The sequence below is a fragment of the Variovorax paradoxus genome (genome assembly GCF_000834655.1).
GTDB lineage: Bacteria > Pseudomonadota > Gammaproteobacteria > Burkholderiales > Burkholderiaceae_C > Variovorax > Variovorax paradoxus_F.
In genome coordinates, this window is record NZ_JXQQ01000012.1 from 59,940 (window position 1) to 84,127 (window position 24,188).

The 24,188-nt window shown below is 67.7% G+C and carries 23 protein-coding genes; 9 read left to right on the forward strand and 14 right to left on the reverse strand.

The genetic code is table 11. The features are described from left to right. The first annotated feature begins 48 nt into the window (after positions 1-48). The 3 genes from RT97_RS06695 (at position 49) to lpxO (ending at position 3,156) form a co-directional block, all read left to right on the forward strand. Entirely contained in the window at positions 49-732 is a 684-nt protein-coding gene (locus RT97_RS06695; protein WP_042578008.1) for a response regulator, read from the forward strand. After that, entirely contained in the window at positions 732-2,156 is a 1,425-nt protein-coding gene (locus tag RT97_RS06700) for a sensor histidine kinase (protein WP_042578009.1), read from the forward strand. The genes RT97_RS06695 and RT97_RS06700 overlap by 1 nt, the downstream gene beginning before the upstream one ends. Positions 2,157-2,259: 103 nt before the next feature. Further along, a complete protein-coding gene (lpxO, locus tag RT97_RS06705) occupies positions 2,260-3,156 on the forward strand; it encodes a lipid A hydroxylase LpxO (protein WP_042578010.1) in 897 nt (298 codons plus the stop codon). On the opposite strand, the gene RT97_RS06710 is transcribed toward lpxO, so the two are convergent. Then, on the reverse strand, positions 3,157-4,071 hold the full coding sequence (locus RT97_RS06710; RefSeq protein ID WP_042578011.1) for a LysR family transcriptional regulator: 915 nt from the start codon (positions 4,069-4,071) through the stop codon (positions 3,157-3,159). 87 nt (positions 4,072-4,158) lie between these two features. Between RT97_RS06710 and RT97_RS06715 the strand changes: the two genes are divergently transcribed. Continuing rightward, entirely contained in the window at positions 4,159-4,587 is a 429-nt protein-coding gene (locus tag RT97_RS06715) for a GlcG/HbpS family heme-binding protein (protein WP_052810592.1), read from the forward strand. Between the two features lie 21 nt (positions 4,588-4,608). On the opposite strand, the gene RT97_RS06720 is transcribed toward RT97_RS06715, so the two are convergent. Further along, positions 4,609-5,259, reverse strand: a complete 651-nt coding sequence (locus RT97_RS06720) for a phosphatase PAP2 family protein (protein WP_253278168.1) — start codon at positions 5,257-5,259, stop codon at positions 4,609-4,611. A 173-nt stretch (positions 5,260-5,432) separates the two neighbouring features. Between RT97_RS06720 and RT97_RS06725 the strand changes: the two genes are divergently transcribed. The 3 genes from RT97_RS06725 to RT97_RS06735 are packed head-to-tail and all read left to right on the forward strand — an operon-like array spanning position 5,433 to position 7,702. Next, on the forward strand, positions 5,433-6,113 hold the full coding sequence (locus tag RT97_RS06725; RefSeq protein WP_042578012.1) for a response regulator transcription factor: 681 nt from the start codon (positions 5,433-5,435) through the stop codon (positions 6,111-6,113). A 4-nt stretch (positions 6,114-6,117) separates the two neighbouring features. Beyond that, positions 6,118-7,467, forward strand: a complete 1,350-nt coding sequence (locus RT97_RS06730) for a sensor histidine kinase (protein ID WP_042578013.1) — start codon at positions 6,118-6,120, stop codon at positions 7,465-7,467. A gap of 13 nt (positions 7,468-7,480) precedes the next feature. After that, positions 7,481-7,702: an oxidoreductase-like domain-containing protein gene (locus RT97_RS06735; protein WP_042578014.1), complete on the forward strand. Its 222-nt coding sequence runs from the start codon at positions 7,481-7,483 to the stop codon at positions 7,700-7,702. Positions 7,703-7,717: 15 nt separating this feature from the next. Here RT97_RS06735 and RT97_RS06740 read toward each other — a convergent pair whose 3' ends face one another. From RT97_RS06740 to RT97_RS06760, 5 genes are all read right to left on the reverse strand, one after another. After that, entirely contained in the window at positions 7,718-8,194 is a 477-nt protein-coding gene (locus RT97_RS06740) for a nucleoside deaminase (protein WP_042578015.1), read from the reverse strand. Positions 8,195-8,309: 115 nt separating this feature from the next. Beyond that, entirely contained in the window at positions 8,310-9,077 is a 768-nt protein-coding gene (locus RT97_RS06745; protein ID WP_042578016.1) for an ABC transporter permease, read from the reverse strand. 10 nt (positions 9,078-9,087) lie between these two features. Next, a complete protein-coding gene (locus RT97_RS06750) occupies positions 9,088-9,945 on the reverse strand; it encodes an ABC transporter ATP-binding protein (protein ID WP_042578017.1) in 858 nt (285 codons plus the stop codon). Further along, positions 9,945-10,979: an ABC transporter substrate-binding protein gene (locus RT97_RS06755; RefSeq protein WP_042578018.1), complete on the reverse strand. Its 1,035-nt coding sequence runs from the start codon at positions 10,977-10,979 to the stop codon at positions 9,945-9,947. The genes RT97_RS06750 and RT97_RS06755 overlap by 1 nt, the downstream gene beginning before the upstream one ends. Before the next feature lie 181 nt (positions 10,980-11,160). Further along, complete coding sequence (locus tag RT97_RS06760) at positions 11,161-13,464, reverse strand: NADP-dependent malic enzyme (RefSeq protein WP_042578019.1); 2,304 nt, start codon at positions 13,462-13,464, stop codon at positions 11,161-11,163. A 240-nt stretch (positions 13,465-13,704) separates the two neighbouring features. On the opposite strand from RT97_RS06760, the gene RT97_RS06765 reads away from it, so the two are divergent. Further along, complete coding sequence (locus RT97_RS06765; RefSeq protein ID WP_042578020.1) at positions 13,705-15,045, forward strand: NAD(P)/FAD-dependent oxidoreductase; 1,341 nt, start codon at positions 13,705-13,707, stop codon at positions 15,043-15,045. Between the two features lie 402 nt (positions 15,046-15,447). Here RT97_RS06765 and RT97_RS06770 read toward each other — a convergent pair whose 3' ends face one another. From RT97_RS06770 to gcl, 3 genes are read right to left on the reverse strand one after another with little or no spacing between them, the layout of a single operon-like run. Next, positions 15,448-16,359 (reverse strand): 2-hydroxy-3-oxopropionate reductase, encoded by a 912-nt coding sequence (locus RT97_RS06770; RefSeq protein ID WP_042578021.1) that lies wholly within the window; start codon positions 16,357-16,359, stop codon positions 15,448-15,450. Positions 16,360-16,386: 27 nt separating this feature from the next. Beyond that, entirely contained in the window at positions 16,387-17,166 is a 780-nt protein-coding gene (hyi, locus tag RT97_RS06775; protein ID WP_042578022.1) for a hydroxypyruvate isomerase, read from the reverse strand. A gap of 21 nt (positions 17,167-17,187) precedes the next feature. Beyond that, positions 17,188-18,981 (reverse strand): glyoxylate carboligase, encoded by a 1,794-nt coding sequence (gene gcl / locus RT97_RS06780; RefSeq protein ID WP_042578023.1) that lies wholly within the window; start codon positions 18,979-18,981, stop codon positions 17,188-17,190. 111 nt (positions 18,982-19,092) lie between these two features. Here gcl and RT97_RS06785 point away from each other — a divergent pair, with 111 nt between their 5' ends. Next, the gene (locus RT97_RS06785; RefSeq protein WP_042578024.1) at positions 19,093-19,995 is read left to right on the forward strand and encodes a LysR family transcriptional regulator; all 903 of its coding nucleotides are present in this window, start codon (positions 19,093-19,095) and stop codon (positions 19,993-19,995) included. Positions 19,996-20,093: 98 nt separating this feature from the next. Here the strand turns inward: RT97_RS06785 and RT97_RS06790 are convergent, their stop codons facing one another. From RT97_RS06790 to RT97_RS06805, 4 genes are all read right to left on the reverse strand, one after another. Further along, a complete protein-coding gene (locus RT97_RS06790; protein WP_042578025.1) occupies positions 20,094-21,593 on the reverse strand; it encodes a carotenoid oxygenase family protein in 1,500 nt (499 codons plus the stop codon). Positions 21,594-21,600: 7 nt separating this feature from the next. Next, entirely contained in the window at positions 21,601-22,035 is a 435-nt protein-coding gene (locus tag RT97_RS06795) for a DUF2141 domain-containing protein (RefSeq protein WP_042578026.1), read from the reverse strand. A gap of 140 nt (positions 22,036-22,175) precedes the next feature. After that, the gene (locus RT97_RS06800) at positions 22,176-23,309 is read right to left on the reverse strand and encodes an AI-2E family transporter (protein WP_042578027.1); all 1,134 of its coding nucleotides are present in this window, start codon (positions 23,307-23,309) and stop codon (positions 22,176-22,178) included. 165 nt (positions 23,310-23,474) lie between these two features. After that, on the reverse strand, positions 23,475-24,182 hold the full coding sequence (locus RT97_RS06805; protein ID WP_042578028.1) for a GntR family transcriptional regulator: 708 nt from the start codon (positions 24,180-24,182) through the stop codon (positions 23,475-23,477). Positions 24,183-24,188: the final 6 nt, after the last annotated feature.

Here is a 24,188-nt window from a genome sequence, read left to right on the forward strand (position 1 = left end):
GATACTTCGCCCCATTCCGACCTTCGGGCGCCTTCGCCCCGCACTCCCATGAACCTTCTGCTTGTTGAGGACGATCTCGATCTCGGCAACGGCGTGCGCATTGCGCTGGCCAACCAGGGCATGGATGTGGTGTGGGTCCGCCGGCTCGACGACGCCTTGCGCACCCTCGATGGCGGCACGTTCGACATGGTGCTGCTCGACCTGGGCCTGCCCGATGGCGACGGGCTCGATCTCCTGTTCCGCCTGCGGCGAGACCGGCAGATCCTGCCGGTGCTGGTGCTGAGCGCGCGCGATGCGCTCGACGACCGCCTGCGAAGCCTGGACGACGGCGCGGACGATTACCTCGTCAAGCCCTTCGCGCTCGCCGAACTGCTCTCGCGCGTGCGGGCGCTGGCGCGCCGCAGCTACGGCTTCAACGACGAGACCATCCGCATGCGAGGCCTCGCGCTGCACGAGCCGACGCGCGGCGTGATCGTCGATGGCGAACCGGTAGAGCTCTCGCGCTGCGAGTTCGACCTGCTCGCGCTCCTTCTGAAGCGCACCGGCCGCGTCGTCACGCGCCGCGTGATGGAAGAGCAGGTGCTGCCCGGCGGCCAGGCCAACGGCAGCAACTCGCTCGAGGTGCACATCTCCAACCTGCGCAAGAAGATCGGGCAGGGCTACATCCGTACGGTGCGTGGCATCGGCTACGTGATCGATGTGCAGTCGCTGGTCCGGAGCACGCCCAAGTGATGCAGGCCCTGGCGTTGCGCTGGAAGAAGTGGAAGCAGCCTTCGCTGATGCGGCGCCTCCTGCTCGCGCAGATGGCGGTGGTGGCCCTGCTGTGGACCATGGCCATCGCGCTGCTGCTCTACGACTCGTACGAAGACCCCGAGCTGCTGAAGTACCAGAAGATCTTCCACACCATCACGGTGATCGCGGACAACCTGGCCGACCGGCCCGATCTCCAGCAGGAGACGCTGGCCGCCTTCGACCAGGTGCTGGTCGAGGCCTCTGGCGACGGCGATGCCGCCTCGGACACGGCAGCCGTGATGCAGGTGTGGCAGAAGGACCGGTTGATCTACCGCTCCACGGCGGGCGTGCCCGTCATCCTCAACACGGTGCCCAACCGCATCGAGACCGTGAAGGCAGGGGGCCGCGAATGGCGTGCGCGCACGCACGTGTCCGCCACCTCCGATACGCGCGTGATGCTGGCCGAGCCGAGCGTCTGGCGGCTGACCGTCACGATGGCGTACCGGGGCTACTACCTGCTGCCGCTGGTGATCAGCCTTCCGTTCCTGATCTTTCCGGCATGGCTCTCGATGCGCGTGGCGCTGCGGCCCTGGCGGCAGGTGACCAAGGAAACCTCCGAGCGCGGGCCCGCCGACATGACGCCGCTGTCGTACACGCCGCCGCACAAGGAGCTCAAGCCGCTGGTGCAGAGCATCAACAGCCTCCTGCAGCGCGTGCGCGACAGCACCTCGCGCGAGCGCAGCCTCATTGCCGACGCGGCCCACGAACTGCGAACGCCGCTCGCGGCGATGCGTGTGAACGTGGAGGCGCTCAAGGAGCAGAGCACCGACGAAGGCCAGCGCGAACTCATGGGCAACCTGCTGCGCAGCAACGACCGCGCCGCACGGCTGGTGGGGCAGCTGCTGCAGCTCATGCGCAGCGATGCGGTGCTGCACGGCGACCTGCCCGTCATGCTGTCGCTCGATGCGCTGGTGCAGGACCGGCTGGCGATGATCGAGGACCTGGCGCGCGCCCGCGGCGTGGAGCTCGAGCTCGATGGCGAGGGCCCCGTGCCGGTGCTGGGCGAACGCGAAAGCCTGGCCTCGATGGTGGACAACCTCATCAACAACGCCATCAAGTACAGCCCCGGGAACGGAACGGTCAGGGTGCAGGTGGCCCGCGAGGGCGACCGGGCGGTGCTGACCGTGGCGGACCAGGGCCCCGGCATTCCGCCCGCGCTGCGCGAGCGGGTGTTCGACCGGTTCTTCCGCAACCCCGACCAAACCCAGAGCGGCAGCGGGCTGGGCCTGGCCATCGTCAAGTCGGTGATCGACAGGCACGGCGGCGACGTCGTGCTCGACGAAGCCCTGGGCGGGGGCCTGCGGGCCCGGGTGCGGCTGCCGCTGGCGGCGGCCGAGGCGCCACAGCCCATGCTGTGCACCTGAAACCTCCCTCCCGGCACGGCCAAAGGCCTGGTCAGGTCCGATCCGGGGCGGAGAATTACAATGCCCGGCTACCCCCGGCGCCGTCTACAGGACACTTTCAACAATGAAGTGGGTCATTCTTGCTATCTTCGCGCTCAGCGCGCTCTACGTTCACTTCCGCGGGCAGGTCCGGCATCGTTTCTTCAGACAGCTCTCTGATCACTCGACCTTCCTCGCGCCGCTGAACGTCTTCATGTACATCTTCTCGAAGGTGCCGGGTACGCCGTACCTGTCGCCCGCGGAGTTCCCCGAGATGCGGGTGCTCGAGCAGAACTGGGAAGTCATTCGCGAAGAAGCGCTGGCCATGCGCAACGGCGGCAGCATCAAGGCGTCGAGCCAGTTCAACGACGTGGGCTTCAACTCCTTCTTCAAGAGCGGCTGGAAGCGCTTCTATCTCAAGTGGTACGACGAGGCGCATCCCTCCGCCGCCATCCTGTGCCCGCGCACGACCGAGCTGCTCAAGGGCATCGGCACCATCAAGGCAGCCATGTTCGCCGAGCTGCCGCCGGGCAGCCGCCTCGTGCGCCACCGCGATCCGTTCGCCGGTTCGCTGCGCTACCACCTGGGGCTGTGGACGCCCGGTGTCGAAGGCTGCTACATCGACGTCGACGGCCAGCGCTACCACTGGCGCGACGGCGAAGCCGTGGTGTTCGACGAGACCTTCATCCACTACGCCGAGAACACGACCGATCACGACCGCGTGATCCTGTTCTGCGACATCGAGCGTCCGCTGAAGTACCGCTGGGCCAGTGCGGTGAACCGCTGGTTCGCCAAGAACCTGCTGGCCGCGGCGAGCTCGCCCAACGATGCCGGCGACAAGACCGGCGGCATCAACCGCGCGTTCAAGTACATCTACCAGATCCGCGTCGTCGGCAAGCGCCTGAAGGCCTGGGACAAGCGGGCCTACTACCTCGTGAAATGGGCCATCTTCGGTGGCCTCGCGCTCTGGATCTTCTGGTAACTACGCAAGGCGCCCGGCGTGGGCGCCGACCATTTCCGCCAGCGCGTCGGCCACGGCCCTGACGCGCGGCGAGCGCCTCACGTCGGGGTGCACCACGCTCCACACCTCTCGCATCACAGGCCGGCCTTCGCCGGGCACTTCGACCAGTGCGGCATCGTCACGCGCCATGAAGTCCGGCAGCATCGCGAGGCCGAGGCCGCCGCGACAGGCGTTGTGCAGGGCCGTGAGGTCGTTGCTGCGGAGGACAAAAGGGCGCGAGCCCGCAAGCTCGGCCAGCAGCTGTTGATGCGGCACGTTGCCAGGCGAATCGCTGTAGCCCAGAAAACGCCAGTCGCCCTCCGCGCGCGCGAGCCACACCGGTGCGGCGTAGAGGCGAAAGGCCAGTTCGCCGAGCTTGCGTGCGGCCAGGCCCGGCTCGGTCGGGCGCATGAACCGGATCGCGATGTCCGCGTCGCGGCGCTGCAGGTTGGCGCTGCGCAGTTCTCCGACGATGTCGAGCGCGATGCCGGGCCAACGATCGGCTTGCGCGGTCCACAGCGGCACGATGAAATGACTGGCGAAGGCCGGCGGTGCCGAGACGCGCACCGACCCCTGGTCCGCTGTGTTCGCCACGGCGGCCCGCGCGAAGGCCAGCACATCGTGCTCCAGCCGTTCGGCGGGTGCGAGCAACGCTTCGCCTTCTGCGGTCAGCGCCCAGCTGCGCGGCAGGCGGTCGAAAAGGCGCACGCCGATGTGCGACTCCAGCGCACCGACCCGGCGCGCGACCGTCGAGTGCTCCACGCGCAACTGGCGCGCCGCGCCCGAGAGGCTGCCCTCGCGCGCCACGGCCACGAAGAAGCGGATGTCGTCCCACGCAAGGGATGCAAGGGCAACGGGCGCAGAGGCATCGGGGCGGTGAGTTGGCGATTCGTGCACAACGGATGCGAAGTTTTGGGGAATGGCCAGGCATTCTGCCCGCCGATATCGTCCTGTGCATCGTTCATCACTTCACCAGGATTCGCCATGAGCACCGCGCCACAAACCTTCATTTCCTACGGACCGCCCGTGTCCCTCGACATCGCCCAGCGCGTTGCCGGGGCCGCCGAAGCCGAGGCGCGCGCGAACGGATGGCCGATGGTCATCGCGGTGATGGACAGCGCCGCCAACCTCGTGGTGCTGCACAAGATGGACCACGCGCAGATCGGCAGCGTCGAGATCGCGCAGGCCAAGGCGCGCAGCACCGTGCGCTTCAAGCGGCCGACGCGCGTGTTCGAAGAGGCGCTGGCCGCGGGGGGCCTCAACCTGCGCCTGCTGGCCACCGAGGGCGCATGCCCGCTCGAAGGCGGCCTGCCGCTGATGCACGAGGGCCGCCTCGTCGGCGCCATCGGCGTCTCGGGCATGCAATCGACGCAGGATGCGCAGGTGGCGGCGGCGGGCGCGGGGGCGCTCTGACTGCCGCCCCGACCGCGAGGTTCAGGCCTCGGCCAGCACCAGCCGTTCGCGCTTCGTTCGCGCCGAGCTGACAAGCACCGCGAGCAGCGTGCCGCCGACCACGTCGAGCAGCACGTGCTGCCGCGTCGCGAGCGTCGAGTAGACGATGCCGAAGGCCCACAGCAGGTTCACCCATTGCGTCCATGCGGGCGCGCCCACGCTGCGCAACTGGCGGCCCAGCAGCACGGCCGTGAACACCGCGAAGGCCACGTGCAGCGAAGGGAAGGCATTGCCGCCCACGTCGGTGGCCTTGAGGAACTGCAGCGCCGGGTACTGCGACCAGTCGACCGGGAACACCGGCACCGTGGTGGGAAAGAACCAGAACACCACCAGGCCGATGGCCGCCATGACCGCAGCGCCCTGCGCGCAGGTCCAGAGCTCGGCCTTGTCCTTCGCGAGGGCGGGAGCGAGCGAGATGTAGAACCACAGCGAGCCGTACAGCAGCATCGCGTCGTCGCTCACGGCCACCCAACGGTCGATGGCCGTGAGCGGCATCACCGCCGGCGTCGACGGTGGGTTGTGCATCACCCAGAAATAGAGGAAGAAGAAGCCCGAGATGCCGGCCGTGGTGCCGATCATCTTGACGAGCCAGAGCGTCGCGATCCGCTGTCCCAATGCCAGGTACCAGGGCACGGAAGGAAGGCATGTGGGGCTCGAGCGGGATGTCACCGATGCGGCTTTCATGAAGGGGAGCGCCACAGCTTATGCAACCGCATTGCGTGAACATTGCGCCTGGAGCGCGCAGGGGCTCTCCTAGAATGTCCCGCCTGTCCGCCATCGCCCTCCCTCCAGCCTCCATTCCCCTCATGAGAATCCTGCTTGTCGAAGACGAAGTCGATCTGGCGCAGGCGCTCGCGTCGGCCTTGCGCCAGAACCAGGCGGTGGTCGATGTGGCGAGCTCGCTGCGCGAAGCCCAGGAGGCCGCGCTCGGCGCGCAGCACGACGTGATCGTGCTCGACCGCGGCCTGCCTGACGGCGACGGCCTCTCGCTCGTGGGGTTCCTGCGCCAGAACGACGTCGCCGCCGCCGTGCTGGTGCTCACCGCCATGTCCGACGTGGCAGAGCGCGTGCTGAGCCTCGATGGCGGCGCGGACGACTACCTTGCCAAGCCCTTCTCGATGGACGAGCTCATGGCGCGCGTGCGCGCGCTGGCGCGGCGCCCTGCGGTGCGCGCCAGCCTCGTCATGACGCTCGGGCAATTGCGCTTCGACCACCACGCGCGGCAGGCGCACGTGGGCGAGGCAAGCCTCACGCTGCCGCGGCGCGAACTGCTGGTGCTGGAGACCTTGCTCGAACACCGCGGCCGCACGGTGCTGCGCGAAGCGCTGCAGGACCGCGTGTACGGCCACAAGGACGACATCCAGTCGAACGCGCTCGACACGCACGTCTCGCGCCTGCGCTCCAAGCTCGACAAGGCGGGCGCGCAGGTCGAGATCCACGCGATCCGCGGCGTGGGCTACCTCATCTGCGCGGCATCTTCGCCGTGATGCCATGAGCCTGAGCCTGCTCTCGCTGCGCTGGCGGCTGATCTGGAGCCTGATCCTGCTGCAGGTGGTGGTCGGCTCGCTGGTGCTGGGCGGCTTCATCGGACTGGCGTGGATGCTGGGCCGCGTGGTCGACGAGAGCGGACAGGAGACCGTTGCCGTGATCCAGCGCGCGCTGGCCCACGACGCAAGCGGCCGGCTGGTGGTGGCGCCCACGGCCGACTTCCAGCGGCTGCAGAAGGGCGACCCGTCCTTCTGGTTCATCGCGCGCGATGCCGCGGGCGCCGAAGTGCGCCACGGCGACGTGCCGCCGCGGTATGCGACGCTCGTGCGCACGCTCGACGGCATCGCGCGCACCGCCATCGAGCCCGAGAAGGACAACACCCAGCCCAAGGCGCGCTTCGAGCGCGTCGAGACGGCCGCGGGTCCGGTCAACGTGCTCGCGCAGACCGGCAGCCCGCTGTCGCTGAAGAACACGCTAAAGGGCACGGGCCTCGTGTTCCTGTGGCTGGTGGCGCCGATGGCGCTGCTCACCAGCCTGGGTGTGATCCTGGCCACGCCCTTCGTGGTGAAGCGCGGCCTGCAGGGCGTGGTGGCGACCGCGGAGCATGCGGAGGGCATCGACGTGCACGAGCGCACCACGCGCCTGCCGCTCGCGAATGTGGCGAGCGAAATCCGACCGCTGGTCAACGCCGTCAACCGCGCCTTCGACCGGCTCAACGAAGGCTATGACCGGCAGGAGCGCTTCCTGGCCGACGCCGCGCACGAGCTGCGCACGCCGATCACCACGCTGCAGATCCACCTCGAAGGGTTGCCGAACGATCCGCTCAAGGTGAAGCTGATGCAGGCCTCGGCGCGCCTGGCCACGCTGGCCGAGCAATTGCTCGACCTGCAGCGCCTGGACCACGTCGTGCCGCAGGAGGAGCCGGTGGACCTGAAGTCGCTGTGCGAGCGCGTGGCGGCCGACATCGCGCCGCTCGCGATCCAGAACCGCTGCACGCTCTCGGTCGATGCGCCGCAGCAACTCATGGTGCACGGCGATGCGCCTTCGCTCGAACGCGCGCTCACCAACCTGATCCAGAACGCCATCGAGCATGGCGGGCAGGGCTGCGACATCGAGGTGCGCCTGTGCGCGCCCTCGTGCATCGAGGTGCTGGATTCGGGGCCCGGCATTCCCGAAGCGGACCGCGAGCGCGTGGTGGCGCCGTTTCACCGGCTCGTGCCGCGCGGGCGCGGCGCGGGGCTCGGGCTTCATCTCGTGGCCGAGGTCGCGCGGCTGCATCGCGGCCAGTTGACCATCGGGTCGAGCGAATCGGGCGGCGCGAAGATGCGGCTCGAACTGAACCTCGGTGCCTGAGAGCTTTGCTGCCATGAACCTCATCGACCGCATGCCCGAACCCACGAATCTCGCCAGCGCGCAGGCGTTGATCGCGCGCGTGCAGGCGGTTCTCGATGCCCAGGGGCTGGCCATGCGGCCACCGCCGCCCGAGCCCACCACCTGCTGCGGGCGCGGCTGCAACGGCTGCGTGTGGGAGGGCTGGCTCGCCGCGGTGAACTACTGGCGCGACGAGGCCTCGCTGCTGCTGGCCTGACGCCCGCTTGGCGGCCTAGCGGGTCTCCCAGAACCCGCGGTGCGTGGCGATCATTTCCTCGGCCACTTCAGGCACCGGCCCGATCACCTCGATCTGTTTTTGCCCGCGCGCGAACACCTCGCGGCAGGGCAGGCTCAGCGTCGGGTTCTCGGGGTGGTCGCCCGTGAGCGCGAGGAGCGCCGATTCTTCGGCGCCGTAGACCAGGCGCCCGATGTTCGCCCAGTAGCTCGTGCCCGCGCACATCGCGCAGGGCTCGAAGGTGGTCACCAGCGTGCATTGCCAGAGGTAATCGGCCGGCCAGTTCTGCGCGGCGTGGCGCGCGAGCGTGGCCTCGGCGTGATTGACCGTGTCGATGTTGCCCTGCTCGGCGAGGATGGTCTCGCCATCGGGCGCGACGAGCACCGCGCCGAAGGGGTGGTGGCCCATCGCCATCGCGCGGCGGGCCACCTCGTCGGCACGCCGCAGCGCCTTGATGGCTTGCACCGGCGTCATGCCCTTTGACCCCTTCGGGAAACACCGCGTAACCGGCTTTGCCGGGCCGTTGGTGTTGCCCCCGGCGAGGGGGTCGGCGAAGCGACACGAAGTGCGCGAAGACTGGGGGAGAGCTTCATGCCTGGGAGCCGCGGTGGGCCCAGCCGGTCGTGTGCTTTTCGATCACGCTGAAGAGTTCATACATCAGCATCGCCATCGCACCCACCACCATCAGCCCCGCGAAGGCCAGGCCCATCTGCATGGCCGAGCCGGCGGAGATCAGCAGGTAGCCGATGCCCTCGTTGGCCGCGGTCATCTCGCTCACCGTGGTGCCGACGAAAGCCAGCGTGATCGCCACCTTCAGCGAGCCGAAGAAGTAGGGCATGGAGCGCGGCAGGCCGATCTTCATGAGCACGTCCCAGCGCTTGGCGCCGAGCACGCGCAGCACGTCTTCGAGCTCGGGCTCCAGCGTGGCCAGGCCCGTCGCGATGTTGACCATGATCGGGAAGAAGCTGATCAGGAAGGCCGTGAGAATCGCCGGCCCCACGCCGATGCCGAACCACACCACCAGGATCGGCACGAAGGCCGCCTTGGGCAGCGCGTTGAAGGCCGTCATGAGCGGATAGATCGCCGCATACGCGATGCGCGAACTGCCGATCACGAAGCCCATCAGCACGCCCACCACGATCGCCAGGCCAAAGCCCGCCATCGTGACCCAGAACGTGCGCCACGCGTGGCCCGCGATGATTTCCTTGTATTCCCAGAACTGCGTCCAGATGCGCCACGGGCTCGGGAAGATGAAGTCCGAGACTTCGAAGCCCGCGCAGACGATCTGCCACAGCAGCAGCACCGCGACCAGCAGCAGCCAGGGCGACCAGCGTTCGATTTGCTTGGTGTTCTTCATGGTGCGCCGATCAGTGAGACGCGGCGGCGGCCGTCTGCGCCGCGCTGATGCCGGTGTTTCGGATGGCGCCGATGTGCCCGCGCAGCTCCAGCACGATGTCGGTGAACTCCTTCGTGTAGGTGAGTTCGAGCTCGCGCGGACGCGGCAGATCGATCTCGCGCTTGACCACGAAGCGGCCCGGGCTCTTGCTCATCACGTACACCGTGTCGGCCAGGAACACCGACTCGCGCAGGTCGTGCGTCACCAGGATCACGTTGAACTGCTGCTCGGTCCAGAGGTCGCGCAGGATGCACCAGAGCTCCTCACGCGTGAACGCGTCGAGCGCGCCGAAGGGCTCGTCCAGCAGCAGCATCTTGGGCTCGTGGATCAGCGCGCGGCAGATGCTGGCGCGCTGCTGCATGCCGCCCGACAGTTGCCACGGGAACTTGTCTTCATAGCCTGCGAGGCCCACCTTCTGCAGCAGCTTGCGCGCACGCTCGACGTATTCCTTCCGCCTGGCCTTGAAGTTCGAGCGGTAGGGCTCGACGATCTCCAGCGGCAGCAGCACGTTGTCGACCGTGGTGCGCCAGGGCAGCAGCGAGGGCGCCTGGAAGGCCATGCCCGAAATCTTCAGCGGCCCGGTCACAGGCGCGCCGTCGATGCGGATCTTGCCCATCGAGGGCATCTTCAGCCCCGTCGTGAGCTTCATGAAGGTCGACTTGCCGCAGCCCGAGGGCCCGACGATGGCGATGAATTCGCCGCGCTTGACCTTCAGGTCGATCGCCTCGACCGCGAAGTGGTTCTCGCTCAGCAGCTCCTCGTTGTAGGCGAGCCAGACGTCCTGGAAGTCGACGAAGGGGGCGCCGGCGTCGCTCGGTGCGTCCGCCATCACTTGCGCAGGATTCCGCTGAGTTCGGCGACCGGCGGCAGCATCGCGGCCGTCCACACGGCATCGGGGCTCACGCGGGTCTTGGTGTTGAAGGCGTCGGACACCTGCGAGGCCATCAGCGACATGCGGCCCGCGTTGACGCCGCCGAAGCCTTCGGCGCGCGCATCGGCGCTGTTGATCACGGTGTCGATGGCCAGTTGCAGGCGGCGGGTTTCCAGCTTGCTGTCGATGATGCCGTCGCGCGCCTTCACCGATTCGATGGCCACGGCCGGATTGGCGATGACTTCCTTGGCGCCCTTGGCGAAGGCCGAGAGGAATTTCTTCACCGCCTCCGGGTTCTCCTTGATGAGCTTGGGCGACGCGATGATCACGTTGCCGTAGAGCTTCACGCCGTAGTCGGGGTAGGGGAGGATCACCACGTCGGCCGCCTTGGCGCCGCGCGCCTCCAGGTTCAGGAGCGACGTGAAGGTGAAGCCGGTGATGGCGTCGATGTCGCCGCGCATCAGCATCGTCTCGCGCAGCGTCGGGTCCATGGCAGTCCAGTTCACGGCGCCGATGTTGTTGGCCTTGGCGAAGATCGGGAAGGCGCGGCGGCCCGCGTCGAACACCGGCGCGCCGAGCTTCTTGCCGGCCAGGTCCGCGGGCTTGGCGATGCCGCTCTTCTTGAGCGCCATGACCGAGGCCGGCGTGTTGTTGTAGACCATCATCACCGCGACCGGCTTGTTCGGGCTGTCGGGGTTGTTGGCGTGAAATTCCATCAGCGCCGCGAGGTCGGCGAAGCCCATCTCGTAGGCGCCCGAGGCCACGCGCGTGACCGTGCCGCCCGAGCCGTTGCCCGCGTCGATCGTCACGTCCAGGCCGGCCGCCTTGAAGTAGCCCTTGGCGGCGGGGTGCAGGAAGAGCGCCGCAGGTCCCTCGAAGCGCCAGTCGAGCTGGAACTTGATCGGCGTCGGGGCCTGGGCATAGGCCGACGTGAGGCCGAAGCTGAGGGCCGAAGCGGCGAGGAAGGACTGGAGCAGTTGACGCTTGTTCATGCGGAATCCGTGAAGGTGAATGCTTCGGCATTCAAGCAAAAACGGTGCCCGCACGCGATTGGTGCGAACCCTTCCGGGCTGGCCGACGCGGTGCGCAGCCGATTGCTTTTGGTGCAAAAACATGAAAAAACGCCCCGCTGCGTCACCACGGCGGGGCGTTTTTCGAGGATGCGGCTGCGAATTACTTCAGCGCCGTCGTCGCGTTCGCCACGGCCAGCGCCGTCATGTTGACCACGCGCCGCACGGTCGACGAAGGCGTCAGCACATGCGCCGAGCCTGCGCCGCCCAGGAGGATCGGGCCGACCGTGATGCCGTTGGCGCCGGTCATCTTCAGCACGTTGTAGAGGATGTGCGCCGAATCGAGGTTCGGGCACACCAGGAGGTTCGCCTCGCCGGTGAGGGTGGTCTCGGGCAGCGCGGTGCGGCGCACTTCTTCGGAGAGCGCGGCGTCGCCGTGCATCTCGCCATCGCATTCGATGTCGGGCGCCATCTGCGCGAACAGGCCGCGCGCCAGGCGCATCTTGCGGGCCGACCCGCGGCTCGAAGTGCCGTAGTTCGAATGCGAGAGGAAGGCCACCTTGGGCGGCAGGCCGAAGCGGCGCACCTCTTCGGCGGCCATCAGCGCGATGCTCGCGAGCATCTCGGCGCTCGGGTCTTCATTGACGTTGGTGTCGGTGATGAACACCGTGCGCTTCTCCAGCGTGAGCGCGTTCAGCGTCGCGAAACCCGGTGCGCCGCGCTTGAGGCCAATCAGGTTGCGGATGTGCTCCAAGTGCACGTCGAAGCGCCCGACCAGGCCGCAGATCATCGCGTCGGCATCGCCCAGGTGCAGCATCAGCGCGGCGATGGTGGTGTTGGAGCGGCGCACCATCGTCTTGGCGGCCTCGGGCGTCACGCCGCGGCGGCCCATGAGCTTGTGGAAGGCCTCCCAGTACACGCGAAAGCGCGGGTCGTCCTCGGGGTTGACGATCTCCACGTCGGTGCCGATGCGGATGTGCAGGCCCGCCTTCTTGATGCGTGCCTCGATCACCGCGGGGCGGCCCACCAGGATCGGCTGCGCCAGGCCTTCGTCCACGGCCAGTTGCGCGGCGCGCAGCACGCGCTCGTCTTCACCTTCGGCATAGGCCACGCGCATGGCGGTGGCCAGCTTGGCGGCGGTGAACACCGGGCGCATGAACATGCCGGTCTGGTAGACGAAGCGCGTCAGGTGCTGGCGGTAGGCCTCCATGTCCTCGATGGGACGGGTGGCCACGCCGGAAGCGGCGGCGGCCTTGGCCACGGCCGGCGCGATGCGCAGGATGAGGCGCGAATCGAAGGGCTTCGGAATGATGTAGTCGGGCCCGAACGAGAGCTCCTGCCCCGCATACGCGGTCGCCACTTCTTCGCTGATGTCGGCCTTGGTGAGGTCGGCGATCTCGCGCACGCAGGCCAGCTTCATTTCTTCCGTGATCTTGGTGGCGCCGCAATCGAGCGCGCCGCGGAAGATGTACGGGAAGCACAGCACGTTGTTGACCTGGTTCGGGTAGTCCGAGCGGCCGGTGGCGATGATGCAGTCCGGCCGCACGGCCTTGGCCAGTTCGGGGCGAATCTCGGGCTCGGGGTTGGCCAGCGCCAGGATGATGGGCTGCGTGCCCATGGTCTTGACCATCTCGGCGGTCATCACGCCGGGAGCCGAGCAGCCGAGGAACACATCGGCGTCCTTCACCACGTCGGCCAGGGTGCGGGCGCCGGTGTCTTTCTGGGCGTAGCGGGATTTCGATTCGTCGAAGCCGCCCGCGCGGCCGATGTAGATCAGGCCCTTGGAGTCGCAGGCGTAGATGTTGGCGGGCTTGGCGCCCAGGCCCACCATCACGTCGAGGCACGCGATGGCTGCGGCGCCTGCGCCCGAGACGGCGATCTTCACGTCCTCGATCTTCTTGCCCACGAGTTCCAGGCCATTGATCAGCGCGGCGGCCGAGATGATGGCCGTGCCGTGCTGGTCGTCATGGAACACCGGGATGTTCATGCGCTCGCGCAGCTTCTTCTCGATGTAGAAGCACTCGGGCGCCTTGATGTCTTCCAGGTTGATGCCGCCCAGCGTGGGCTCCAGCGCCGCGATGATGTCGACCAGCTTGTCGGGGTCGTTCTCGGCCAGCTCGATGTCGAACACGTCGATGCCGGCGAATTTCTTGAAGAGGCACCCCTTGCCTTCCATCACCGGCTTGGCCGCCAGCGGGCCGATGTTGCCCAGGCCCAGCACCGCAGTGCCGTTGGTGACCACGCCCACGAGGTTGCCGCGGGCCGTGAACTCGACCGCCAGCGACGGGTCGGCGGCGATGTCCAGGCACGGGTAGGCGACGCCCGGCGAATAGGCCAGCGACAGGTCGCGCTGGTTCAGCAGGGGCTTGGTGGGGGTGATCGAAATCTTGCCCTTGACGGGCGAGCGGTGGTATTCGCGCGCTGCCTCGCGAAGTGCTTCTTCTGCGGGGGAGAGGGGTGCAGCCATGAAATGTCTCCTTGTTTCTGACGGGCAATGAGGCTACCGCAAAAGCGTGCCCCTCTCCCACGGGGGGAATGCCGAAAACGCCTGAACCCATAGCCTGCGCAAAAGGGGGCGGCCGGTTCGCTAAACTCCGTCGCGGTTAACCAAGGTGAATCAAGGTTAACCATAGCAAGGCGAGCCTTGCCGCGAAGCGCGGTGGGGCGATCGCCCACCCACATACAAAAGACAACGGAGGGGCAGCGCATGACACCCGGATCTTTCACCAGCAACGACCCCGATGTCGTGGTCATCGGCGGGGGGCCTTCGGGCTCCACCGTGGCCGCGCTGCTCGCGGACAAGGGCCACGACGTGGTCCTGATCGAGAAGGCGCAGCATCCGCGCTTTCACATCGGCGAATCGCTGCTGCCGATGAACATGCCGCTCTTTGACCGGCTGGGCGTGCGCACCGAGGTCGAGGCCATCGGCATCAAGAAGCACGGCGCCGAATTCGTCTCGCCCTGGCACGACCACTCCAGCCACTTCAATTTCGGCGAGGCGATGGACAAGAGCTTTCCGTACGCGGTGCATGTGCGCCGTTCGGAATTCGACGAGCTGCTGTTCCGCCATGCCGGCAAGCGCGGTGCGCGCACCTTCGAGGGCCAGCGCGTCACCGGCGTGGACATGGACGCCGGCAAGGGCACGCCCGACAACCGCCCGCTGGTGAAGATCAAGGCCGACGACGGTACCGAGACCAGCTGGCGCCCGCGCTTCGTGATCGATGCGAGCGGCCGCGACACGCTGCTGTCGAACCAGTTCGACGCCAAGCAGCGCAACCGCAGGCACGCGAGCGCGGCGCTCTACGGCCACTTCGCCAACGCCGAGCGCCGGCCGGGGCGCTTCGAGGGCAACATCACGCTCTTCTGGTTCGACCACGGCTGGTTCTGGTACATCCCGCTGAAGGACGGCACCGTGAGCGTCGGCGCCGTGGCCTCGCCCGCGTACTTCAAGCGCCGCCAGGGTGCGTCGCTCGAAGAGTTCCTCATGCAGACCATCGCGCTCGCCCCCAAGCTGGCCGCGCGCCTTGCGAACGCGACGCTGATGGAAGGCGCCACCGCCACCGGCAACTACGCCTACGACTCCAAGTTCTGCCGCGGCGACCGCTTCATGATGGTCGGCGATGCCTACGCCTTCGTCGACCCGATGTTCTCCTCGGGCGTGTACCTGGCGATGAACAGCGGCTTCGAGGCCGCCACTGCCGCCGACCACTGGCTCAAGGGCGAGTCGAAGGAGGCCGAAAAGGCCTTCCGCCATTACGAGAAGGTGATGAAGCGCGGACCGAAGATGTTCTCGTGGTTCATCTATCGCATCACCTCGCCGGCGATCCGGCGGCTGTTCATGAATCCGCGCAATATCTGGCGGATGCAGGAGGCGCTCTTGTCCATCCTGGCCGGCGACCTGTTCCGCGACACGCCCATCGGCCCGCGTTTCTGGGGCTTCAAGGTGACCTACTACGCCTCGTGCCTGGGCATCCTGCCGCAGGCCGTGAAGACCTGGGCCTGGCGCCGGCGCAATCTGAAAGAGTCGCTGGAAGCCGCGAAGACTTGAGATGTTCGCGCCACCACCGTTCGCTCTGAGCATGTCTAGAGGACCGGCGTTGATCGCGGAAGGCTCCGACAGGCTCAGCCCGAACGGTTGTCGGGATTCGAGAGCAAGCCGTTCACACTGGGGTTGTCGAAGTGCAGGCGCGAGGCTTCGACGGACTCAGCCCGAACGGACGTCGGGATTCGCAAGCAGTCCGTTCACACTGAGCTAGTCGAAGTGCAGGCGCAAGGCTTCGACGGGCTCAGCCCGAGCGGGTGCCGGGATTCGAGAGCAATCCGTTCACACTGAGCTAGTCGAAGTGCAGGCGCAAGGCTTCGAGGGGCCCAGCCCGAACGGATGTCGGGATTCGAGAGCAGTCCGTTCACACTGAGCTTGTCGAAGTGCAGCCCGGACAGCGGCGATCGATCAGTCCGGCGTGACGGTGTGCTGTGCCAGCGCTTCGAGCGCCTTGACCAGCGCCGAGTGATCCGATTGCCCATGGCCGAGCGCCGCGCAGGCGTTCATCAGTTGCGCCGCGCCCGCCGTCTGCGGCAGCGCCACGCCCAGCGAACGCGCGCTCTGCAGCGCGAGGTTCAGGTCCTTCTGGTGCAGCGCGATGCGGAAGCCCGGCGCGAAGGTGCGCTTGATCATCCGTTCGCCGTGCACTTCGAGGATGCGCGAGCTCGCAAAGCCTCCCATGAGCGCCTGGCGCACCTTGGCCGGATCGGCGCCCGCCTTCGAGGCGAACAGCAGTGCCTCGCCCACCGCCGCGATGTTCAGCGCCACGATGATCTGGTTGGCCACCTTGCAGACCTGGCCGTCGCCCACGCCGCCGACCAGCGTGACGTTCTTTCCCATCTTGTCCAGCAGCGGCTTCACGCGCTCGAAGGTGCCCTCGTCGCCGCCGCACATGATGGTGAGGCTCGCGGCCTTGGCGCCCACTTCGCCGCCCGAGACCGGAGCGTCGATGTAGCCGCAACCCAGCGCGACGATGCGCTTGGCGAAGGCCTTGGTGGCGATCGGGTCGATGGAACTGCAGTCCACCACGATCTTGCCGCGGGAGTCCTTCAGGCCCTCGGCCACGCCGTGCGTACCCGGCTCGCCGAAGAGCACTTTCTCCACGTCGGGCGTGTCCGGCACCATGATGAAGACGATGTCGGCCTGGCGCGCCACCTCGGCCGCCGAGGCGCAGATCTTCGCCTTCGAGATGAAGGGCTCGGGCGTGTTGCCCTGCGTGTTCACGAAGAGCTGGTGGCCCGCATCGAGCAGGTGGCCCGCCATGGGGGCGCCCATGATGCCGAGGCCGATGAATCCGATTTTCTGGGGTGTGGTCGTCATGTCTCTTTTTCCAATTGAAGTCGTGTCTTAGTGCGTGAGCGCTTCGCGCCATCCGAGGCCGTCGACCGTGTCCTTGCGCGGCTTGTATTCGCAGCCGATCCAGCCGTCGTAGCCGATCGAATCGATGTGCTCGAAGAGCCACGGGTAGTTGATCTCGCCCGTGCCGGGCTCGCCGCGGCCCGGGTTGTCGGCCAGCTGGATGTGGCCGATCTGCGCAAGATGCTTCGTGAGCGTGTTGCCCAGCTCGCCCTCCATGCGCTGCGCGTGGTAGATGTCGTACTGCACCTTCAGGTTGGGCGAACCCACCGCCTCGATCAGCGCGAGCGCCTTGTCGGTGCGGTTCAGGTAGAAGCCCGGAATGTCGAAGGTGTTGATCGGCTCGATCAGCATGCGGATGCCTGCGGCTTCCAGCTCCCGCGCGGCCAGGCGCAGGTTGTCGATCACCGTGCGGTTGGCCACGTTGATGTCGGCGCCCTCGGGCACCTTGCCGATCAGGCAGTTGACCTGCGGGCAGCCGAGCGCGGTCGCGTAGTCGATCGCCATGCCGATGCCTTCGGCGAATTCGCCCGTGCGGTCGGGCAGGCACGCGATGCCGCGCTCGCCCTTGTCCCAGTCGCCGGCGGGCAGGTTGTGCAGCACCTGCACAAGGCCGTTGGCGCGCAGGGCGGCGGCGAGTTCCTTTTTCTCGAAGGGGTAGGGGAAGAGGTACTCCACTCCCTTGAAGCCCGCCTTGGCGGCGGCTTCGAAGCGTTGCATGAAGGGCAGCTCGGTGAAGAGCATCGTGAGGTTGGCTGCGAACTTGGGCATGTGCGTGTCTCCTTCGTTCGCTCAGTCCAGCATCTCGGCCGCGACCGCGGTCGGCGCATCGGCGGGGTGCTCGGCCAGCGGCTCGAACTCGGTGATGTTGTCGATCTCGGTGCCCATCGCGATGTTGGTCACGCGCTCGAGCATCACCTCGATGACGACCGGCACGCTGAACTCGGCCATGAGCGCTTCGGCGCGCTGGATGGCCGGTGCGATCTCTTCCTGCTTGTTCACGCGAATGGCCTTGCAGCCCAGGCCCTCGACGACCTTCAGGTGGTCCACGCCGTAGCTGCTCTCGATGCCTGCGTCGGGGCCCGCGTTGATGTTGTCGAACGCGAGCTGCACGCAGTAGTCCATCTCGAAACCGCGCTGCGCCTGGCGGATGAGGCCCAGGTACGAGTTGTTCACCACGATGTGGATGTACGGCAGCTTGAACTGCGCGCCCACGGCCAGCTCTTCGATCATGAACTGGAAGTCGTAGTCGCCCGAGAGCGCGACGATCTTGCGCGTCGGGTCGGCGGCGCGCACGCCCAGCGCGGCGGGAATTGTCCAGCCCAGCGGGCCGGCCTGGCCGCAGTTGATCCAGTGGCGCGGGTTGTACACGTGCAGGAACTGCGCAGCCGCGATCTGCGAGAGCCCGATGGTGCTCACGTAGCAGGTGTCGTTGCTGAAGTTGTTGTTCATGCACTGGTACACGCGCTGCGGCTTCATCGGCACTTCGTCGAAGTTGGTCTTGCGCAGCATGGTCTTCTTGCGCTCGATGCACGACTTGGCCCACTCGCGGCGGTCGGTGAGCTTGCTGGCGGCCTTCATCTCCTCGGCCACTTCGACGAAGAGCGTGAGCGCGGCCTTGGCGTCCGAGACGATGCCGAAGTCGGGCGTGAACACGCGGCCGATCTGCGTGGGCTCGATGTCCACGTGCACGAACTTGCGGCCCTTGGTGTAGACGTCGACCGAGCCCGTATGGCGGTTGGCCCAGCGGTTGCCGATGCCCAGCACGAAGTCGCTCGCGAGCATCGTGGCGTTGCCATAGCGGTGGCTGGTCTGCAGGCCGCACATGCCGGCCATCAGCGGATGGTCGTCGGGAATCGCGCCCCAGCCCATGAGCGTGGGAATCACCGGCACGCCGGTGGCTTCGGCAAAGCGCACGAGCAGCTCCGACGCATCGGCGTTGATCACGCCGCCGCCGGCCACGATCAGCGGGCGCTCGGCCGCCTGCAGCATGGCGATGGCCTTCTCGATCTGGGCACGCGTGGCGGCCGGCTTGTAGGGGGTGAGGGGCTCGTAGCTGTCGATGTCGAACTCGATCTCGGCCATCTGCACGTCGAAAGGCAGGTCGACGAGCACGGGGCCGGGGCGGCCCGAGCGCATCAGGTGAAAGGCCTGCTGGAAGACCTGCGGCACCTGGCCGGGCTCGCGCACGGTGACCGACCACTTGGTGACGGGCTTGGAGATCGACTCGATGTCGACCGCCTGGAAGTCTTCCTTGTAGAGCCGCGCGCGCGGCGCCTGGCCGGTGATGCAGAGGATCGGAATCGAATCGGCCCAGGCCGAATACAGGCCCGTGATCATGTCGGTGCCCGCCGGGCCCGAGGTGCCGATGCACACGCCGATGTTGCCGGCCACCGCCCGCGTGTAGCCCTCGGCCATGTGCGAGGCGCCCTCGACGTGGCGCGCGAGGATGTGCGAGATGCTGCCGCGCTGGCGCAGCGCCGAATACATCGGGTTGATGGCCGCGCCGGGTACGCCGAAGGCCTGCGTCACGCCTTCCTTTTCCATCACAAGCACGGCGGCTTGTACTGCTTTCATCTTTGCCATGGACTGTCTCCGTTAAGTGACGTCCACTGTAGGAAGCGGGGGGCATTCGAAGAAGACGGCTGCAGACCATAAAACCTATTCCGTGGCGGAATAACTGGCTACGATGCGCCAATGGACAGATTGTTGGCAATGGAGATGTTCGTGCGCGTGGTCGAGACCGGGAGCTTCTCGAAAGCCGCGCGCGAGTTCAATACCACGCAACCCACCGTGACCAAGCAGATCGCGGCCACGGAAACGCGGCTGAAGGTGCGGCTGCTCAACCGCAACACGCGCGGCGTGAGCCTCACCGAACCGGGTGCGCTGTATTACGAGAAGTGCAAGACCATCGTGCGCGACGCCGAGGAGGCCGACAGCATCGTGCAGCTGCGACAGAACCAGGCGCAGGGCCTCCTGCGCGTGGGCACCTCGGTGGCGTTCGGGCGGCGCGTGGTGGTGCCGCTGGCGCTCGAATACATGCGCCGTCACCCGCAGGTTCAGCTCGATCTGAGCTTCGAAGACCGCTACGTCGACCTCATCGCGCAGGGCATCGACGTGGCCATCCGCATGGGCAAGCTGGCCGATTCGTCATTGGGGGCGCGCTACCTGGGCGCGAACCCGTGGGTGATGGTCGCGGCGCCCGGCTACCTGAAGAAGCACGGCACGCCCAGGCGGGCTCAGGACCTGGGCGCGCACGTGGCGCTCATCTACAGCAGCGTGGTGGGCGACGAGTTCTGGCGCATGCACACGCCCAAGGGCGAGCCGGTGACGGTGCCGGTCTCGGGGCGCTTTCGCTCGAACAATCTTTCGGCCGTGCTGGCGGCTGCACGCGACGGCCTCGGCATCGCGCTCATGCCGCGCTACGTGGCGAGCGAGTCGATGGCGGCGGGCAAGGTGGTCGCGGTGCTCGGCGACCACGCGCTGCCCGAGCAGGAAATCCACGCCGTGTTCCCGTCGCCCAAGCTGGTGCCGGGCAAGGTGTCGGGCTTCGTGGCATTCCTGCAGGGGCGGTTCGACGAAGGCTGGTGGTCGGCCTGATTGATACGCACCAGCGGTCGATCACCATCCGTTCGGGCGGAGCTTGTCGAAGCCCCGCGCGGCGCTTCGACAGGCTCAGCGTGAGCGGTTTGATTTCTTCAGGCCTTGACGAACGCCCCGTGCAGGCCCAGCGGCAACGTGTACGGCAGCGTGGCCTGCGCCACCGGCCCGGCGGCCAGGTGATCGGCCGCGAAGCACGAGAGCACCGTCTTCTGCCGGCCGAAGTCGAGCACCGTGCCCAGCACCCAGCCCGGTTTCGCGCCGTCGGGCACGAAGACGTGCTCTTCCACGATGGCCTCCGAGCCATAGCTGAATCGTTGGCTGCGGCCGCTCTCGACGTCGGTTCGCGCGACCGCGCCGAAACCCGGCAGGTCGCGCCGGATCTGCGTGGCATGAATCACCTGGCGATGGCGCAGGCCCACGCGGCGCGGGTCGATGCGCGGAAACTCCGCTTCCTGCGCCAGCGTCGTCTGCGTCGCCGTACCGGTGTCCAGGTTCAGCGTGACGACAGTCAGATGCGGGTCGGTGCTTTTCACGCGGCGCCCGCGCATCACTTCGCGGTTGGTCGTGAACACCGAGTCGGCGTTTTCCGAGCGCACGTAGTCGATGTGGATCAGCGTGCCGCGCGGCGTGGTTTCTTCCCAGGCATTGCCCACGTGAAACAGGAACCCGGCCGGGAGCGTGAGCATCCGGCGCTTCTCCCAGTTCTGCTTGTCGACCACCAGCGCGCGCATGCCCAGCTCCGGTCGCCAGACGTGCGCATCGAGAAAGCTCGCGCCGGCTTCCTTGCGTTTGGTGTCGTACACCAGCGGCGGCATCAGGAACACCAGGTGCCGATCGGTCACGGCGAAGTCGTGAACCATGGGCATGTCGGCCACCGGCACCACGGCCGCGCGGCGCAGCGCCCCCTCGGGCGCGATCTCGTACAGCGCCAGCAGGCCCTGGCCGGAGCTGACGCCGAAGTTCCAGACCGTGCCGTCGGGGTCCACCTTGGGATGCGCCGAGAAGGGCATGCCGGCGAGATCGGGGCGCCAGGTCTTCACGCCCAGCGTGTCGAGCGTGCGCGCGTCGATGCGCGTGGCCGAGCCGCCTTCCCACAGCGCGAGCACCTCGCCCTGCAGCGGCAGCACGCTGGTGTTGGCGACGTTGATGCTGTCGGCCGAGGTCGGCGGCTCCACGCCCGGCGGCATGGTGCCGAAGGCTTCCGTCAACCGGCGTCCGGCCTGCACCTCGGCCACGCGCTTGGGCGTGGCGACATAGCGGCCCTGGTGGCGCACGTCGGCCCCGTCGATCACGAAGCGATGCACCATGCCGTCGCCGTCGAACCAGTGGTGATAACGCTCGCCGCCCAGGTCGTGGCCCGCCGGCCCGATGCGAAACAGCGTGCCGGCGACGGCATCGGGGAAGCGCCCGCGCACCGCGGCGCGGGTCAATGGGAGGTCGCCCGGCGGCGTGGCGAAGCCGGTCTTCCAGCGCGTGCCGGCGGCCTCGAAGTCGGTCTGCCAATCGTCCTTGCCGGCGGCTGCGCGGGCCAGGGGTGCGAGAAGGGGGAGCGCGCCGGCCGAAGCCAGCAGGCGCATGAGTTCGCGTCTTTGCATGGCGGCCTCAGCGCAGGTGGATGACGGCCTGCAGGTCGGCATCGACGCCGATCGCGGCGGCGTCGAACTCGGGCGCGCCGCGGTTGCCCTTGGCATCGTTCGAGAAGCCGTAGCGTTCGGTCGGCATGCCCATGAGGTTGGTGTCCAGCTTGCCGTTGCCGTTTTCGTCGGCGAACGCGCGAACGGCATAGCGCCCCGGCGCAAGGCCCGGGAACACCAGCCGCGCCGCGCCGCCGCGCATCGGGACCATCTGCGAGGCCACCGCGGTGCCCGCGAAGCCGGCGGTGCTGTCGAACAGCGCGACATACAGCGTGGCGTCGGCGGCGGGGCCGTCGGCCACGCTCAGGCTCAGGTCGGCGGCCAGGGCGCCCAGCGGCGCGAGGAGGGCGGCGGCGCACATCGCGCGCACGGCCGGGCGGGAGGGGAGAGCGAAAAGACGCATGGCAGGGCCTCGTTGCAGTGAAGAGGCCCCGACGATCCCGCAGGCGCCGGGCGGTGCCCAGCGGCTTGCGACGAAATGCGCAAATGCGCGCGCCAAGTGCAGCAGATGCGCGCCACTGGCGCACGAAGCGCCGGTCGGGTTCAGCCCTTCCTGCGGTTCTCGGGCAGGGCAGCCGGGTCGGCGGCTTCGGGCGTCCGCGGCGGCTCGATCGTCTCGTGGCCGTTGCCCACATGCCCGGAATCCGCGAACAGGCTCCAGGCCGCCATGAACAGCGCCGCGATCACCGGCCCGATCACGAATCCGTTGATGCCGAAGATCGCCATGCCGCCGATGGTGGACATCAGCACGATGTAGTCGGGCATCTGCGTGTCCTTGCCCACCAGCACCGGGCGCAGGATGTTGTCGACCAGGCCGATCACGAACACGCCCACGAAGATCAGCACGCCGCCCTGCCAGAAGTGCCCCGTCGCCAGGAAGTAGATGGCCACCGGCCCCCAGATGAGCGCCGCGCCCACCGCGGGCAGGAGCGACAGGAAAGCCATCAGCACCGCCCACAAGAGCGCGCCCTGCACCCCGAGGAACCAGAAGGCCAGCCCGCCGATGGTGCCTTGCGCGATGGCCACCGCCACGTTGCCCTTCACGGTGGCGCGGATCACGGTGGTGAACTTGTTCAGCAGGTAGTGCGTGTGCGGCTTGGCCAGCGGCACGGCGTCGCGCATGGTCTTGGAGAGCGTGGAGCCGTCGCGCACCAGGAAATAAAGGAGGTACAGCATCACGAAGAAGCTGACGATGAAGTCGAAGGTGTTCTGGCCGATGGCCAGGGCCTGGCTCGCGATGATCTGGCTCGCCTGCCCCGCGGCGGCGGAGATGCGGGCCTGCCAGGCCGCCATGTCGCCGAGGTTGAAGCGCTCCACCAGGTTCAGCAGCCACTGCGGCGAGGCGTCCAGGATCTGCTGGAAGTACGCCGCGAAGTTGATCTGCCCCGAGCGGATGTTCTGCGTGACCAGCGCAACCTCTTGCACCAGCGACACGCCCACCATCGCCAACGGCAGGATCACGATGAAGAGACAGATGGCCAGGGTAGAGAGCGCGGCGGCATTGGGCTTGCCGCGCATTTTCCTGAGCAGCCACTTGTAGAGCGGCGTGAACAGGATCGCCAGCGCCACGCCCCACAGCACCGCGCCGAAGAACGGCAGCAGCACCCAGACGAAGGCGACGGTGACGGCGGCGAGCAGGGCGAGGAACACGCCGCGCTGGAGTTGGGGTGAATTCATAAGTGTCTCGGACTGTAGCCGAGCGCGGTGGCGCGATCCTGTCAGCGGGCACGCCCTTGTGCGATGCAGCGCCAGGGGAGGGCGGATGCGCCTGCAGCCATTGCCTGCCCGTTGCAGCGTGCTATCTGATCGATAGCGGGCTGCGGCGCTGATGCACAGACGGTTTCAGCGTTTGGCGCGTGGCAGTGCGACCGGCGCCAGCGTGGCGCGCAGGCGGCTCGGCGCATCGGGCTCGGCGGCGGCTTCCACCTCGAGCGCGCGTTCGACGTTGCCGATGTGCTCCAGCATCAGGCGACGCGCCTTGTCGGTGTCGCCCTCTTCGAGCGCCGCAACGATGGCGCCGTGCTCCGCGCAAGACTGCCCTGCCTCGTGCCTGGACTGGTAGAGCGTCGCGGCCAGCGTGGTGCGCGCCGTGAGGTCGCGCAGCACGTCGACCAGCAGCTGGTGCCCCATCTGTTCCGCGAGGCACACGTGGAAATCCGCCAGCAGGAAGGCGCGCGTGGCCGCATCGGCGCCTTCGATGGCGCGCTGCTCGTCTGCGATGTGGTCGCGCAATTTGCGGATCACCTTGGCGAGCGGCCGGCCTTCGCTTGCGGCCAGGATGCCCGCTTCGACGATGCGGCGCGCCGAGAAGGCATCGCGCGCTTCTTCTGCCGAAGGTTCCACCACGTACCAGCCGCGGCGCGACTGCACCTCGACGAAGCCGCGAGCCTGCAGCTGCATGAGTGCTTCGCGCACCATCGTGCGGCTCACCGCGAAGTTCTCGGCCAGGGCCTGCTCGCCCAGCCGCTCGCCCGGCGCGAGCTTCTGCGCGAGGATGGCTTCGACCACGCGCTCGGCGATGGCGGTGGGGCTGACGTCGGTGGTGGCCATCGGTGT

What these genes read in the sequence shown, in the direction of transcription:
- RT97_RS06745 (WP_042578016.1), bottom strand. Translation starts at nt 9,077, where the DNA reads ATGAAGAACACCAAGCAAATCGAACGCTGGTCGCCCTGGCTGCTGCTG.
- RT97_RS06750 (WP_042578017.1), bottom strand. Translation starts at nt 9,945, where the DNA reads ATGGCGGACGCACCGAGCGACGCCGGCGCCCCCTTCGTCGACTTCCAG.
- RT97_RS06800 (WP_042578027.1), bottom strand. Translation starts at nt 23,309, where the DNA reads ATGAATTCACCCCAACTCCAGCGCGGCGTGTTCCTCGCCCTGCTCGCC.
- RT97_RS06790 (WP_042578025.1), bottom strand. Translation starts at nt 21,593, where the DNA reads ATGCAAAGACGCGAACTCATGCGCCTGCTGGCTTCGGCCGGCGCGCTC.
- RT97_RS06770 (WP_042578021.1), bottom strand. Translation starts at nt 16,359, where the DNA reads ATGACGACCACACCCCAGAAAATCGGATTCATCGGCCTCGGCATCATG.
- RT97_RS06700 (WP_042578009.1), top strand. Translation starts at nt 732, where the DNA reads ATGCAGGCCCTGGCGTTGCGCTGGAAGAAGTGGAAGCAGCCTTCGCTG.
- gcl (WP_042578023.1), bottom strand. Translation starts at nt 18,981, where the DNA reads ATGGCAAAGATGAAAGCAGTACAAGCCGCCGTGCTTGTGATGGAAAAG.
- RT97_RS06735 (WP_042578014.1), top strand. Translation starts at nt 7,481, where the DNA reads ATGAACCTCATCGACCGCATGCCCGAACCCACGAATCTCGCCAGCGCG.
- RT97_RS06755 (WP_042578018.1), bottom strand. Translation starts at nt 10,979, where the DNA reads ATGAACAAGCGTCAACTGCTCCAGTCCTTCCTCGCCGCTTCGGCCCTC.
- RT97_RS06725 (WP_042578012.1), top strand. Translation starts at nt 5,433, where the DNA reads ATGAGAATCCTGCTTGTCGAAGACGAAGTCGATCTGGCGCAGGCGCTC.
- RT97_RS06765 (WP_042578020.1), top strand. Translation starts at nt 13,705, where the DNA reads ATGACACCCGGATCTTTCACCAGCAACGACCCCGATGTCGTGGTCATC.
- RT97_RS06795 (WP_042578026.1), bottom strand. Translation starts at nt 22,035, where the DNA reads ATGCGTCTTTTCGCTCTCCCCTCCCGCCCGGCCGTGCGCGCGATGTGC.
- RT97_RS06695 (WP_042578008.1), top strand. Translation starts at nt 49, where the DNA reads ATGAACCTTCTGCTTGTTGAGGACGATCTCGATCTCGGCAACGGCGTG.
- RT97_RS06715 (WP_052810592.1), top strand. Translation starts at nt 4,159, where the DNA reads ATGAGCACCGCGCCACAAACCTTCATTTCCTACGGACCGCCCGTGTCC.
- RT97_RS06760 (WP_042578019.1), bottom strand. Translation starts at nt 13,464, where the DNA reads ATGGCTGCACCCCTCTCCCCCGCAGAAGAAGCACTTCGCGAGGCAGCG.
- RT97_RS06730 (WP_042578013.1), top strand. Translation starts at nt 6,118, where the DNA reads ATGAGCCTGAGCCTGCTCTCGCTGCGCTGGCGGCTGATCTGGAGCCTG.
- RT97_RS06740 (WP_042578015.1), bottom strand. Translation starts at nt 8,194, where the DNA reads ATGACGCCGGTGCAAGCCATCAAGGCGCTGCGGCGTGCCGACGAGGTG.
- RT97_RS06785 (WP_042578024.1), top strand. Translation starts at nt 19,093, where the DNA reads ATGGACAGATTGTTGGCAATGGAGATGTTCGTGCGCGTGGTCGAGACC.
- lpxO (WP_042578010.1), top strand. Translation starts at nt 2,260, where the DNA reads ATGAAGTGGGTCATTCTTGCTATCTTCGCGCTCAGCGCGCTCTACGTT.
- RT97_RS06805 (WP_042578028.1), bottom strand. Translation starts at nt 24,182, where the DNA reads ATGGCCACCACCGACGTCAGCCCCACCGCCATCGCCGAGCGCGTGGTC.
- hyi (WP_042578022.1), bottom strand. Translation starts at nt 17,166, where the DNA reads ATGCCCAAGTTCGCAGCCAACCTCACGATGCTCTTCACCGAGCTGCCC.